Origin of the sequence: Methanobacterium alkalithermotolerans, from assembly GCF_018141185.1 — an archaeon.
GTDB lineage: Archaea > Methanobacteriota > Methanobacteria > Methanobacteriales > Methanobacteriaceae > Methanobacterium_F > Methanobacterium_F alkalithermotolerans.
On record NZ_CP058560.1, the window covers coordinates 1,606,422 to 1,621,047 of the forward strand.

11 protein-coding genes and 2 tRNA genes are annotated in these 14,626 nt (G+C 37.7%); 9 read left to right on the top strand and 4 right to left on the bottom strand.

The window, feature by feature from the left end:
- Positions 1-114: 114 nt before the first annotated feature.
- Genes cdhA through HYG87_RS07940 form a run of 7 tightly spaced genes read left to right on the top strand, consistent with a single transcriptional unit; the run spans position 115 to position 8,398 of the window.
- On the top strand, positions 115-2,517 hold the full coding sequence (gene cdhA, locus HYG87_RS07910; protein ID WP_394357443.1) for a CO dehydrogenase/acetyl-CoA synthase complex subunit alpha: 2,403 nt from the start codon (positions 115-117) through the stop codon (positions 2,515-2,517).
- 19 nt (positions 2,518-2,536) lie between these two features.
- Entirely contained in the window at positions 2,537-3,049 is a 513-nt protein-coding gene (cdhB, locus tag HYG87_RS07915) for a CO dehydrogenase/acetyl-CoA synthase complex subunit epsilon (protein WP_211532645.1), read from the top strand.
- Between the two features lie 52 nt (positions 3,050-3,101).
- The gene (gene cdhC, locus HYG87_RS07920) at positions 3,102-4,496 is read left to right on the top strand and encodes a CO dehydrogenase/CO-methylating acetyl-CoA synthase complex subunit beta (protein ID WP_211532646.1); all 1,395 of its coding nucleotides are present in this window, start codon (positions 3,102-3,104) and stop codon (positions 4,494-4,496) included.
- A 52-nt stretch (positions 4,497-4,548) separates the two neighbouring features.
- Positions 4,549-5,313: an ATP-binding protein gene (locus tag HYG87_RS07925; protein ID WP_211532647.1), complete on the top strand. Its 765-nt coding sequence runs from the start codon at positions 4,549-4,551 to the stop codon at positions 5,311-5,313.
- A 22-nt stretch (positions 5,314-5,335) separates the two neighbouring features.
- The gene (gene cdhD, locus HYG87_RS07930; RefSeq protein WP_211532648.1) at positions 5,336-6,493 is read left to right on the top strand and encodes a CO dehydrogenase/acetyl-CoA synthase subunit delta; all 1,158 of its coding nucleotides are present in this window, start codon (positions 5,336-5,338) and stop codon (positions 6,491-6,493) included.
- Positions 6,494-6,525: 32 nt separating this feature from the next.
- Positions 6,526-7,899 carry an acetyl-CoA decarbonylase/synthase complex subunit gamma gene (gene acsC / locus HYG87_RS07935; protein ID WP_211532649.1) on the top strand — a complete coding sequence of 458 codons (1,374 nt, stop codon included), beginning with the start codon at positions 6,526-6,528 and terminating at the stop codon, positions 7,897-7,899.
- A gap of 34 nt (positions 7,900-7,933) precedes the next feature.
- Positions 7,934-8,398, top strand: a complete 465-nt coding sequence (locus HYG87_RS07940) for a 4Fe-4S binding protein (RefSeq protein WP_211532650.1) — start codon at positions 7,934-7,936, stop codon at positions 8,396-8,398.
- 90 nt (positions 8,399-8,488) lie between these two features.
- On the opposite strand, the gene HYG87_RS07945 is transcribed toward HYG87_RS07940, so the two are convergent.
- From HYG87_RS07945 to HYG87_RS07960, 4 genes are all read right to left on the bottom strand, one after another.
- Positions 8,489-9,838, bottom strand: coding sequence for a HEAT repeat domain-containing protein (locus HYG87_RS07945; protein WP_211532651.1), 1,350 nt, complete (start codon positions 9,836-9,838; stop codon positions 8,489-8,491).
- A 102-nt stretch (positions 9,839-9,940) separates the two neighbouring features.
- Entirely contained in the window at positions 9,941-12,511 is a 2,571-nt protein-coding gene (locus HYG87_RS07950) for a glycosyltransferase family 39 protein (protein WP_211532652.1), read from the bottom strand.
- A gap of 280 nt (positions 12,512-12,791) precedes the next feature.
- On the bottom strand, positions 12,792-13,940 hold the full coding sequence (locus HYG87_RS07955; RefSeq protein WP_211532653.1) for a geranylgeranyl reductase family protein: 1,149 nt from the start codon (positions 13,938-13,940) through the stop codon (positions 12,792-12,794).
- On the bottom strand, positions 13,930-14,106 hold the full coding sequence (locus HYG87_RS07960) for a 4Fe-4S binding protein (protein ID WP_211532654.1): 177 nt from the start codon (positions 14,104-14,106) through the stop codon (positions 13,930-13,932). The genes HYG87_RS07955 and HYG87_RS07960 overlap by 11 nt, the downstream gene beginning before the upstream one ends.
- A 155-nt stretch (positions 14,107-14,261) precedes the next feature.
- Between HYG87_RS07960 and HYG87_RS07965 the strand changes: the two genes are divergently transcribed.
- Positions 14,262-14,344, top strand: a tRNA-Leu gene (locus HYG87_RS07965).
- 142 nt (positions 14,345-14,486) lie between these two features.
- Positions 14,487-14,559, top strand: a tRNA-Thr gene (locus HYG87_RS07970).
- Positions 14,560-14,626 lie beyond the last annotated feature (67 nt).

Sequence of the window (14,626 nt, forward strand, 5' to 3'; positions counted from 1 at the left end):
TAATACCAAAAATATATATACCGTGATGCAAATAGGACAAACATCATTATAAATCATTAATAATTAATTTAATTGGCAGATTAATACCTTTTATATATATTGTAAAAAAGATTGGTGATACATGTGGCACCTAAAGAGTTAAAAAATGATTTTTGGAAATCTAAAGATATCAAAATCTCCTTTGGGGAGATTATTCATGATGGAGAAGATTCAGAAGAAAAAAAATCTGAATTAGAAATGGGACCTACTCCCAAGCCTAGTGTAACTGACCTTAGATCTTGGGATATGAAATTGTTAGATAGATATGAACCGTTTTATGCTCCTTTCTGTGATATGTGCTGTTTATGTACTTATGGGAAATGTGATCTAACTGATGGTAAAAAAGGAGCGTGCGGGATAGATATCAAAGCCCAACAAGCCAGGATTGTTCTATTAGCATGCTGTATTGGCGCTGCTGCACATTCTGCTCATGCCCGGCACTTATTAGAACATTTAATAGAAAAAAAAGGGAAAGACTTCCCTATTGATTTGGGAATGAATATTGAGATAGAAGCCCCTATCATTCGAACGGTGGTAGGTATAATTCCTAAAACCCTGGGTGACTTGAGGGAAGCCATGGACTATATGGAGGAACAAAATCTGCATCTTCTTTCAGCATGCCATACTGGTCAGGAAGGAAGCAATATAGATTTCGAATCCAAAGCATTACATGCAGGATTAATGGATAACCTGGGAAAGGAAATAGGGGATATTTCCCAGATTGTAGCACTTAACCTTCCTAAAGGTGATGAAGATGCACCGCTGGTGGAACTGGGCATAGGGACCATTGACCGTGAAAAGCCAGTGGTATTATGCATAGGGCATAATGTGTCCTCTGGAGCAGGCATACTTGATTATGTAGAAGATAATTCCCTGGAAGATAATATGGAAGTGTGCGGTATTTGTTGTGCTGCAATTGACATATCCCGATATAATCAGCATGCCAAGGTTGTGGGACCCATATCCAAACAACTCAAATTCATCAGGAGTGGAGTAGCCGATGTAATTGTGGTGGATGAACAGTGTATACGTACGGATGTACTGGAAGAAGCCCAAAAAAACCAGGCTAAATTAATTGCCACTACTGATAAAAGCTGCATGGGATTACCGGACATGACTGATGAAGATCCAGATAAAATAGTATCTCAAATGGTTAATAATCAAATCGAAGGGGCTCTTATCCTGGATCCAGATAAAGTAGGGGAAGTGGCCACTAAACTGGCCCTGAAAATATCTAAAGATCGTAAAGCATTAAAACTTTTACCTGAAATGGATGAAATTCAGGAAATGGCCAGCGAGTGCACCGAATGTGGATGGTGTACCAGGGTATGCCCTAACAGCCTTCCTATGATGAGTGCCGTACTGGGAGCAGGTAGGGGTGATTTTTCCCAGATGGAAACATTATATGACAATGATATATGCTACAGTTGTGGTAGATGTGAACAGGAATGTGAAAGGGATCTTCCCCTTATGTCCATGATGGCCCGGATTGGAGAAAACAAGATCAAAGAACAAAAATTCAATATTCGGGCAGGAAGAGGGCCTATTCAGGATGTGGAAATAAGGAAGGTGGGGGCTCCTATTGTACTGGGAGACATACCAGGTGTTATCGCATTTGTGGGTTGTACCAATTATCCTGATGGTGCCAGTGACGTGGCCATGATGGCCCAGGAGTTTCTGGAGAGAAATTACATAGTGGTTACCAGCGGCTGCGGAGCCATGACTATTGGTGAATACCGGGATGAAGATGGTAAGACACTTTATGAAAAGTACAGTGGAGATTTTGATGCAAAAGGTCTGGTGAATGTAGGATCCTGTGTATCCAATGCTCACATACCTGGTGCATGCATAAAAATCGCCAATATCTTTGCTAAAAAACCACTGGAAGGGAATTTCGAGGAAATTGCAGATTACATTTTAAACCGGGTAGGGGCATGCGGGGTGGCCTGGGGAGCATACTCTCAAAAAGCTGCAGCAATCGCCACCGGAGTAAATAGATGGGGAATACCAGTTGTTTTAGGTCCCCATGGAACAAAGTACCGTAGACTATTCCTGGGTAGAACTGACCTGGATGAAAAATGGAAAATCAATGATATGAGAAATGGAATGGTGGTTCAGGGAGAGCCAGCTCCAGAACACCTTTTGTATGCTGCTGAAAATAGAGAAGAAGCAACAGTTGCCATAGCTAAACTATGCTTAAGGCCCAATGATACTTCTAAAGGTAGACAGCTCAAATTAAACCACTACATTGACCTTCATCGCAAATACTTTGGAACAATTCCTGAAGACGTATATAAATTTATCCGGGTAGAAAAAGACATACCCATAACCTATAAAAAGGACATTAAAGCGATTCTGGATGAGAGAGGATGGCAACCAAAGAAAATAACCTCGGAACCATCTATAAGAGATTTTAAAGACGAACCATCACTCGAAAATTTTAAAAATAAATCACATCCCAAAGCTGATGCAAAATAGCCATAATGAGGTAGATTAGATGTATGAGAGAATTATCCCCTGGCAACCAACTGTAATTGCTGGACCTAAACAAGCTCTTTTGGTAACTCCTAAAACAGCAAAAATGATGATTAAAAGAGCAAAAAGGCCTCTTTTTGTGGTGGGACCAATAATAAAAGAAGACCCTCTTCTAAAGTTAACTATAGACATTGCAAAAAACTGGAATATACCCATTGTAACTACGGGAGATGCTTATAAAACCCTAAGGGATAGGGACCTGGATTCCAATCCCTATGGAATTGTAGAGATTACTAATTTATTAAAAGATCCTGAATGGAAGGGTGTAAATGGTGAAGGCCAGCATGATCTGGTAATGTTTATAGGGTGCATTTATTACATTGCTTCCCAGGGACTATCCACTTTGAAGCACTTTGCACCACATCTTAAAACTTTAACCATTTGTAAATTTTTCCATTCTAATGCAGATGCATCTTTTCCTAATATGAAGGATGAAGAATGGTTAAAATATCTTGAAAAAATGAAAACTGCTTGAAGTTAAGTCATGTAAATTATTAATATTATTAGGTGTTTAATGGAGGAATTCAATGTTTGAAGATATACCTGTTGATGTAAGCCCTATGTATGAAGGGGAAAGGATAAGATCCGCCAACATGTTTGTCGAATTGGCAGGTCCCAAGTCTATTGGTGCGGAACTGGTTCAAGTTGAAGATAATGTGGAAGATGGGAAAATTCAAGTTATAGGCCCGGAATTAACTCAAATGAAACAGGGAGATATTTTCCCATTTGGTATAAATATCCAGATCCAGGGTGAAAAACTGGAAAAAGAACTGGAAGGTGTTATTGAAAGAAGGATACATGAACTATGTAACTATGTTAAGGGCTTCATGCACCTGAATCAAAGAGATCAAATCTGGTGCAGGGTAAGCAATGAAGCGCTAGAAGCTGGTTTTAAATTAGAACACCTGGCTAAATCCTTATCCATATTGTTTAGAGAGGAATTCCCCATAATAGAAAAAATTTCCGTCACGATTTTTACTAATAAGGAAGAAGTAGAATCTTTTTTAGAAATGGCCCGTGATCAGTATACTCAAAGAGATGCCAGATCTAGAGAGCTTTCTGATGAAGACGTGGATGTATTCTATGGTTGTTTAATGTGCCAATCCTTTGCACCATCCCACATGTGTGTGGTTACCCCGGATAGAACTGCTCTTTGTGGAGCTATAAACTGGTTTGATTGCAGAGCTGCAGCAAAAATGGATCCAGATGGACCTATATTCGAAATTGAAAAAGGGGATGTTATAGATGCTGAAAAAGGAGAATATTCCAATGTAAATGAAGCTATAGCAGAACATTCCCAGGGAACTACTGACCGGGTATACATACACAGTGTATTCGAATATCCTCACACTTCTTGTGGATGTTTTGAAGCAGTAGCATTTTACATACCCGAATTGGATGGTATTGGCATAGTTGACCGTGATTTCAGAGGTGAAACTCCTTTAGGTATACCTTTCTCTGCTATGGCCGGACAATGCTCAGGTGGAAAACAGGTGGAAGGTTTCACCGGCCTTTCCCTGGAATATATGAGATCTCCTAAGTTTCTTCAGGCAGATGGGGGATACGGTCGGGTAATATGGATGCCTAAAGCCATGAAAGATTCGGTAATGGAATTCATGCCAGAAGAAATGAGAGATAAGATTCCCACTGAAGAAGAAGCCACCAGTATTAATGAAATTAAAGATTTCATAACCCAGCACCAGCACCCGGTACTGGATCTAATAAAACAATCTGAAACAGAATCAAAAAAGGAAGATATTGAAAAAGAAACCCCACCGGAAACAGAAGAAACAGAATATGAAACCATTCCTTCCATACCGGTTATGGCTCCGGAGCTTTCCATGCCTGCAGCAGGGGGAGTTAAAATTATCTTCAAAAACGCTAAGATATATGCAGAAAAAGTTATAATCAAGAGAAAATAGTCTAATGCTTATTTTCTCTTAAATTTAATTTAAAACACTTTGATGTGATTATGTGATAATAGCAGTAAGTGGAAAAGGAGGAACAGGTAAAACAATGGTATCATCCACTCTGGTGAAACTATTGTCTACCACTGGTAAAGATGTTCTGGCTATTGATGCTGATCCAGATTCTAATCTTCCAGAAGCTTTAGGGGTTATAGTAGATAAAACGGTAGGTGACGTAAGAGAAGAATTAAAAAAAGACACTGCCGCAGGTAACATACCTCCTGGTGCCAATAAATGGGATATTCTGGACTATAAAATTATGGAATCAGTAATTGAAACCCGGGGATTTGATCTTCTGGTTATGGGAAGGCCGGAAGGTAGTGGATGTTATTGTGCCGTAAATAACATGTTACGTAAAATTATAGAAACCCTTTCTTCCAATTATGACTACATAGTAATTGATACTGAAGCCGGACTGGAGCACTTAAGTCGTAGAACTACCCACAATGTGGACATCATGCTGGTTGTTACAGATCCATCACATCGAGGTATATTAACAGCAGATAGAATTGCGGAATTAGCCAAGGAATTAGAAATTAACTTTAAAAAACTATTCTTAATACTGAATCGACTTAAAAAAGAAGATGAAGCAGATTTAAAACAAAAAATATCACAGATTGGCCTGGAACTGGCAGGGGTAATTTATGAAGATCCGCTAATATCCGAGTTTGACATGGCAGGCAAACCTTTAATTAATTTACCAGATGATTCTGATTCAGTTAATGCAGTAAGAAGGATATTAGAAACGGCCTTAAATTTTAATGAGGAATAATTTATGAAAAGGATGTGGGTTTATGGATAAAATGACACAGCTTCTTAAGCTACTTGAAAATACTAAATCAATAGAAATAAATGATTTCAGGATGGATTTTGATGAACTCGAGCTACAACTATTGCCAGCTGTCCAGCAAGTAGTTCAACAGGCAGTTCAAACCAGAAAAGCTGCTAGTGAAATTTTACCAATGGAAGATTTTAAACCACCGATACAGGATTATCCGGGAAAAGTTGCTGAAGTTCAGCTGGGTAAAGGAAGCCGAAAGCCAGTGTATCTAGGTGGTCAACAGGCTTTATACCGATTTGAAGAAGCACAACCCAATGCTCCCGTGGTAACTTTTGACGTGTTTGATATTCCCATGCCGGGACTGCCCCGTCCTATAAGGGAACATTTCGCGGATGTTATGGATCATCCGGGAGAATGGGCCAAAAAAGCAGTGAATGAATTTGGGGCTAATATGGTAACCATTCACCTTATCGGAACCGGGCCTAAAGTTATGGATAAATCACCTCGAGAGGCAGCCAATGATATTGAAGAAGTACTCCAGGCAGTGGATGTTCCCCTGGTAATAGGGGCTTCTGGGGACCCGGTTAAAGATCCATTGGTATTAGAAAAAGCTGCTGAAGCTGCCCAGGGAGAAAGATGTCTATTAGCATCAGCTAACCTTGATCTGGACTATCAAAAAGTAGCACAGGCTGCGGTAAATAATGACCATGCCGTACTATCCTGGTCCATAACTGATGTTAATATGCAAAAAACCCTGAACCGCTATCTCTTAAAAGAAGGACTGACTCAAAATGATATTGTCATGGACCCCACTACCTGTGCTTTAGGTTATGGTATTGAATTTTCCATTGACATAATGACCAGAACCAGATTAGCAGCATTAAAAGGAGATAAGGACCTGCAGATGCCCATGTCATCCGGAACCACCAATGCCTGGGGATCCAGAGAAGCATGGATGAAAAAAGATGAATGGGGACCTACTGATTATAGGGGACCTATCTGGGAAATATTTACTGGTTTGACCATGATGCTCAATGGAGTGGATATCTTCATGATGCTCCACCCGACTTCAGTTAAATTACTCCGGGAAATAGGGGAAACATTTGTAAAGGACTACATGACTACAGATCTCCCTGATATAAGTGATTGGATAACTCAACTGGAGGGCTAAAGCTCAAAGTAATTGTAAAGGAGGTTTAAATTTTGAAAGTTACTGCTATGGATATTTACAAACTTCTACCTAAAACCAACTGTGGGGACTGTGGAGAGGCATCATGTATGGCATTTGCCACCAAACTATCAGAAAAAGAAACTGATTTAAAATTATGCACTCCCCTTGATCCAGAAGGAATGGAAAAACTGGAAAAAATACTCGCCCCTGCTGTAAGGGAAGTAAAAATTGGAAAAGGGGACAAACAGGTAATTATTGGTGGAGACGAAGTACTATACCGGTATGAACTAACTTACTATAATCCCACTGCCCTGGTAATAGATGTTCACGATGAATTAGAAGAAAGTGAACTGGAAGAAAGGATAAAAATAATAGAAAACACCGAATTTGAAAGAACCGGTGAATTACTGACCCTGGATGCTATTGCAGTACGTAATAAATCTGGAGACAAAAATAAGTTTATTAAAACCGTATCCCGCCTTAAAAATTCTATTTATCCTTTAATCTTGTGTACTCTGGATTCAGATAACATGAAAGCTGCATTGGAAGTGGTGGGAGACGAAAAACCATTAATCTATGCTGCTACTGAGAAAAATCTAGAAGAAATGGGCCAACTGGCCCTGGATTATCAATGCCCGGTAGCATTGTTCGTACCAGGGGACCTGGAAAAGATGAAACAACTCTCCCACAGCCTGAGGTCCAGGGGAATTAAAGACATAGTGCTTGATCCCGGAACATTTGTAGGGGAGGGAATGGGAGATACCCTGGATAATTTTGTAATGATTAGAAGACTGGCTGTGGAAGAAAAAGATGAAGATTTCCGTTTCCCTATTATGGGAATACCGGCATTAATGAGGTTAGATAATACAGATGACCCGGTCACTAAGGGTATAAAAGAGGCTACTGTGGCTGCTACTATGCTCAATAAGTATGCTGATATTTTGATATTCAATGGAACTGATATATGGGAACTAATACCCGTACTTACCTTAAGACAAGGATTATTTACTGATCCCCGAAAGCCACAGACTGTGGATGCAGGACTCTATGAGTTTGGAGATGTAAATGAAGATTCTCCGGTGCTATTAACTACTAATTTCGCTCTCACTTACTACACAGTTGAAGGGGATTTAAAATCAGGAAAAGCTAATACTTACCTCTTGGTTCTGGATACAGAAGGACGAGCAGTTGATGTTTCACTGGCTGGCGGACAATTAAATGGTAAATCGGTTGCAGATCTTATTAAAGAGACTGATATAGAGAATAAGGTTAATCATAAGAAAATGGTTATCCCTGGCTTAGCTGCACCGGTAAGTGGTGAAATTGAAGATGATAGTGGTTGGGAAGTAGCAGTAGGACCAAGAGATTCTTCAGCAGTACCAGACTACCTGCTGGAAAAACTTTAATTAGTTTTCCTTTTTTTAAATAACCGGTGATTAAATGAAAACATTGATGGTACTTAATCCCAAACGATGCAGTGAATGCCAGGATTGTATTAATGCCTGCAAAAGAGAACATGGAGTGGCCAGAGCAAAAAAAATAGGCAATATGCCTGTTTTCTGTTTGCAATGTCACCCTGAAAAGGCACCATGTGCCCGTATATGTCCCACCGGGGCCATAAAAGAATACGATAAATCACTGATGGTTGATGAGAAATCGTGTATTATGTGTAGACTATGCATGATTGCCTGTCCGGTGGGGATGCTGGTAACTGATGAAGATAAAAAATCCGTTCAAAAATGCACTCTCTGTCTGGACTCAGACAAGATAATTCCTGCCTGTGTGGATGCCTGTAAAGATAATGTTCTGAAAGTATTCTCCATTGAAGAGCTGGAAGAACTAAAAAAAGATATAAAATTTACAGAGATATTAGAAGAAGCCATGAAATCATATAAATCCAATTAATATGATTAGCCACTTCTTTTACTAATCCCCTACTCATTTTTTTTTAAATTTTAAAAATCTATTTAATTTAAACTAATTTTTAACTTAATACTACAGCTTCAGGTGGAAGCTATTTAAAGTAATTTTGATGTATTTTGATGTATTCTTGATATCACTGGGCTTTCCTGCAAACCATAAGTAATATAAATCACCGTTACTGCGGAAGATATATACTGATGTTCTGGAGGGGGGATCAACTTCAAAATTATCACTTTGTACTTCATATCCCGAATAACCTGCTATATTTAACGGCTGCTTGGTAACTTTTAGAGCATTCTGCTCATTAAAAACATCTATTATAACATCTGCAAACTCATCTGCAGTTAAATCTTCCACATCCTTTTTTATATTAAGGGAAAATTTAATATTATTTTTAGAACAAAAACCAATCAATAACTTACCTTTTTGATTAATTTCAGATATCAGCCAGGCGTTATGGTAGTCAAAACTGAAAAATTCGTTTTCATAGTGTTCCAGTTCCGGGCTAATTTCTATCAAATCAAGAGCATCTTTTGCTCTTTTTCTTACATATATATATTTTTCTTCCAGAGCCTTTTCCAGATAGGGTATGGCACGCACATCTCCAATCCTGCCCAATGCTTCAGCTGCTTTTCCCCTAACATAACGGTTTTCATCTCTTTTTCTACTATTAGAGAGTGCTTTAGCCAGCGGCATGGTAGCCTTTCTATCCCCAATCCGGCCCAGTGCATCTGCGGAAATAGCCCTGGTCTGCCAGTCAAAATCATATAATTTTTCTAATAAGGGCTTTATAGCATGTTTTTTCATTTTTTCCAGGGATATAACTGCTTGACGTCTTACATCAACATCTTCATCATTTAGGACGTTTAAAAGTGGCTTTAATGCTTTTTTATCTCCAATTCTACCCAGGGCCTGAGCAGAACTTTTTCGAACTGCCCATTCTTTATCCTTAAGTGCATTAATGAGACTGTCTGTTGCCAGTGGATCTTTTAATTCACCTAATGCCCTGGCTGCAAATTTCCGCACATATTCATCTTCATCAGTTTCAAGGGAGTAAATCAATGATTCTAAAGCCTGCAAATCTTTTATTTTTCCTAATGACTCGGCAGATTTCCACCTTACTTCACTATCTGGATCTTCTAATGCATCTATAAGTCCATTAACTGCTTTTTTATCTCCAATACGGCCCAAAGCTTCTGCTGCATAGGCTCGGACCGATCCCATGACTGAGTATTCCTCTTGCCAGGAATCATACCTTAGGGTTTCAACTAAAGCATCAGTAGCCTCTTCATTTCCAACATATTTTAATGCACGACTAGCTTCTTTCCTTAATACCAAGTCTTCGTGAAATAAAGCTTCAATTAGTCCTTCAACATCATCATTAGCCATTAATTTATCTATATCTGGTTTATATATGGCCATCTTTTACTCCCCCTCTAATAAAGATGCTTTGTAAATTAATAGTGTCATAATCATAATTGATTCTATATTATTTTCTTTATTCCATTAAAAGTTTATTAATAATTAAATGACCTGGGATGCCATTTCCAGAGCACTTTTTTCGCCATAAATTAGACTTAAATTTGAATAAAAAGTTAAATAAGATTTTAAGGGATTGATATCTTCACTTAGATTTAATTTATTTATATACTCCAGGGTAAGTTGTGCTGAGTTTTCGTCACCTGCCACAATATAAATATAAAAAGCATCTGCATAATGGTTCATACCATAGGGCTGGGGAATTCCATCATCTTCAAAACTACCAGAGGCATCCTGATGATCTTTTAACCACAAAGAACCTTTTTTTATGGAATCTAAAACACTTTCATCTCCGGTGGATTCATAATACAGGCAAAGGCCTTTAAGAATTCCTATATTCTGGTAGGAAAAAGAACTCCAGGATCCATCACTCTCTTGAAGTTCTAATACTCCCTGAACTATAGCTTCTTTATTATCGGGATACATACCACTAACCAGGGCATTGGTTTTAAGTTGTATATAATTATCTTCAAATATTCCGGGACCATCATCTGATGGAGAAATTTTTATATTATTTGCTCCAGTTTGCTTATTAACAAATTTCAGGCCGTTTTCTGTTATTTTTTGACTTTCTGAAGTTTCCATTTCCATCAAAGGAAATATGGTTTCCATGGTCCCCAAAGTATATTCTCCAGGAGGCGTTTCTGAGGGGAATGCTCCTCCTGGCATCTGTTTATATTCTAACCACTTTAAAAGATATGTGGAGCGATCTGAAACTTCTTGATTACTACTTTCAATGGATATAAAGTTAAACAGGTTAGATATTTGGGCATTTAATGGATAATTACCCTTGAAACTACCTCCAAATTCCAGGTCAATAACCGGATTTCTATAATAATTTCCCCCGGCATCAGAGTAAGAATATCCATTCCAGAACTTCTCAATAAATTGCACGGTGCGGGAGTAATCATTATCTCCGGTGATATTCAAGGCCTTTCCAGGTGATTCTAGGGAGGGGTTACTTACATATTCATATACTGATGCATCACCTGTAATATAAGATGTTTTAAAGTGAGTATCTGATGGCAAATAATTTAATAATCCATATTTAGATCCCGGGGCATTGTACATGTTTCGTCCCACAAAAATATAATCCACATTATACTTTTCCAGTAAAAAATAGGCTTCCCCGGGCAGGGATGTACCAAAAATTATATTTACCTCATTCTGGGTGTTTATGGTTTCAGCCACTGATGGTGCTTCTCCCATGAATCCCTGATAAACTACCTTCCATAAAAGAACATCCCTTCGGTTGGTATTACCTATTAAAAGATAGGCTTCATCACGAAGGGTAAGAAAAATTGCATCAACAGGTGTGTTATCTTTTATCCATTCAAATGATTCTATTTCCTCGGGACTGGGCTGAACCACAAAGGAATAAGCACTAAATGCTCCCTGGGCAACAGGAGTTATAACCAGAATGAAAATAAATAAAAATCTAAAACCTTCTTTAAGATTCCTTTTTCCTAAGGAAAAATTGTACTTTTCTATGACTTTATTCAACTCAGGTAGGATTATTTTAGAAAAAACATAACCTCCCATTAATGCTAATGCTATGGCCGAATAAGGATCTCTGAATCGGAATGAATAACTACCAATGAGCAGGAAAAGCAAACCCCAAATTGCCAGAAATCGGTATAATGGATTTTTTGATTTAATAAATACATAAGAACCGTACAGTCCAAAAATTAACTGCAATAAACCTACCCATTTAGGGAAACCCAGCACACTAACCGGTACTATTTGGAGCCGTGCAAAATAAGAGGCCACATCCAGGACATAAAGCATTATTAAAATGAGTAAGGATATCCCCATACATTCCACTGGCTTTTTCTTGAAAGAGGGAAGTGCAAAGGTAAAAATTAGTATAAATAGGACTATAACTAAAAATACCCATCCACGATGATTAAATAGGTAAAATATCCCCAGGATTCCGGCCCCTATCAGATATCTGTAATCCCCTTTGAATATTTTTAAAAAGCCTTTTAGAGCAAAATTATCCAGATTATGGTATCCGGGAATACTTTTAATGTATTTTACCACCAGAAACAGTATCCCTACTGATAAAAGGATTCCCAGAGATTCAGGTATAAATACTGAGGTACGGGTTACAAAGGAGGGGATAAATGCAAATAATAAGGTGGAAAGTAAAGCAGCTTTTTGATTATTAAAAATCTCCTGGGCTAATTTATATAACACTCCGATACTCAAAACACCCAGCACAGGCGGCAAAAGGAAAAATACCAGATCTGTTTGAAAAATTTGGTAAAGCACAGTACCAATTATATGGTATAAGGGAGGATATCCATAGGAAGCTAAACCAGTTAAAGATCGGGGATCATTTGAAATTATTCCAAAACCCTCTTCCACCATACGCATTACAATATCATGATGCAGGTAAGCATCGTTACCGGCAAATGAAAGATTTCTACTGGGAATAAGCCGGACAAAAAAAGCTGTAATTAAGATTAAACCCAGATAAATCTTTTCAATCGAAGAGGGAATAATTTTTATATCTGTTTTGTTATTAGAAGGGGAGGATAAATCTTTAATCATTAATACACCAGATTTTTTATATAGAGTATAATAGAAAATTTATTTTTAATTAATGAATTCCTGAAAAAGCCAGAAAGCTTATTTAATATTAAAACCCTTTTTCCCTTAAATTAGTTATATAATTATTGATTCTGCTTTAAAAACTAATTCTATTTTTTTTTCAGGAATTAGAATAAAGAAAACATTTTGGATTTTAATTAAAAAAAGAATTGAATAATTAGTTAATTTTTTAATAATAAGGCTAATAAATCCATAAAAATAAACTAATAATGATCTAAGTTTATAAAATATTTTTCAATATCCGGAATAACTTAGGATACTCTCGTGCCAGTTTTAGAATAGATAAACTGGATAAAGATTTAAAATCATTGGTATTTAAGAATTTAATCAGGCCATTTAGTTCCTCATCATCCAGCTTATCGAAAATGGTCCGGTATTTAAGTGATTGCTGTAAATTTTTCCCAATTCTTTTTTTCCATTCTTTTTCATATCGGGAAAGATATGAGGAACTTAAATTTTCACATATAACTGCATCTGCTGCTATTTTTCCGGCTAAACTGGAACATATTGCGGATAAGTGCATACCTCCTCCAGTAACTGGGTCAACATGTCCTGCAGCGTCTCCAGTTAATAAAATACCGGAGGAATAAGTTTTTTTTAAAGGACCACTAATGGGAACGGCGCCCACATTTAACTCCACTATTTTTCCCTTTAAGGATGAAACAAATTTGTTTAAATGATAAATAGCTGGATTATCTCCATATCTTATTCCCAGGCCGATATTGGCTCTATTTTCTCCCTTGGGGAAAATCCAGACATATCCTCCTGGAGCCTGGTTATATCCAAAGTGGAATTCCAGAAGTTCTGGATGAATATCCACACCAACCATTTCATACTGGGCACATGAAACCAGATCATGTGGATTATAACCATCATGCAGGCCGGCCATGCGGGCTATTTGGGATTCCACTCCGTCAGCACCAATAACAATTTTGGATGGGATTTCTATTAAATTACCCTGGTGGCGAACTATAACTCCTTTCACCTGACCTTTTTCTATTATCAAATCTTTTACCTGGGTTTTAAGCATTATTTCTGTGCCTGCTTCAGCACTCTTAATGGCCAGTGTTTTATCCAGCATTTTACGCTCCATAATATAACCCTGGAGCATGCTGTTTTTAGTAATAAATTTTTCTCCATTAGGAGCATGAAGCACTGCACCTTCAATTTCAGAGCATATTAATTTTTGGGGAGGTTTCATTTCCAGGGTTTTAAAAAAAGATTGACTTACTCCTCCTGCACACTGAACAGGAGTTCCTATTTCCTGATTTTTTTCAATCATTAACACGTTAATGTCTTGTTTAGATGCATAAAGTGATGCTATGGATCCTGAAATTCGTCCCCCTACCACCACCACATCATATTTCATCTTTTTCCTCCTGGAATGCTCCTAAAGGACAAATATAAATGCAATTTTTACAATTATTACATCCTTCGAGAACTTCAATTTTATATCCATTAAGTTCTATTATTCCTAAGGGACACACACTAGCGCATGCACCGCAGTAACCACATAATTCTGCCTGGAATATCATTTAAGCACCTTTTATAACCAGCCCGGGAGATGGTTAATCTCTTGAGTTATATTATAATAATCATAGATTATATATAAAATACCATCAGGAAATTTATAAAATCATGACCATAACCGTTAAGTTAATATATGATATTGTACAATCTACGATAGTATGCAGGGGTGCCCGAGCGGCCAAAGGGGGAGGACTTAAGATCCTCTGGCGTAGGCCTTCGAGGGTTCGAATCCCTTCCCCTGCACTTATAATATTTTATTTGTCATTAGATGGGTTCTAATTACTGTTTTGACATTAAAAATTATATTTAGTTGTGATATTAGGGTAAAGTATATATGTGGGATAATATAAATTCATGAAAATCTAACTGATACATATTTTATCACGCCTTAGTGGCTCAGCCGGTAGAGCGATGCCTTGGTAAGGCATAGGTCGGGGGTTCGAATCCCCCCTAAGGCTTTATATTGACATTTATTTTTCTGATTTATTATTTTGGTTTGATTCTATATTTTTTTTGATAACAGCA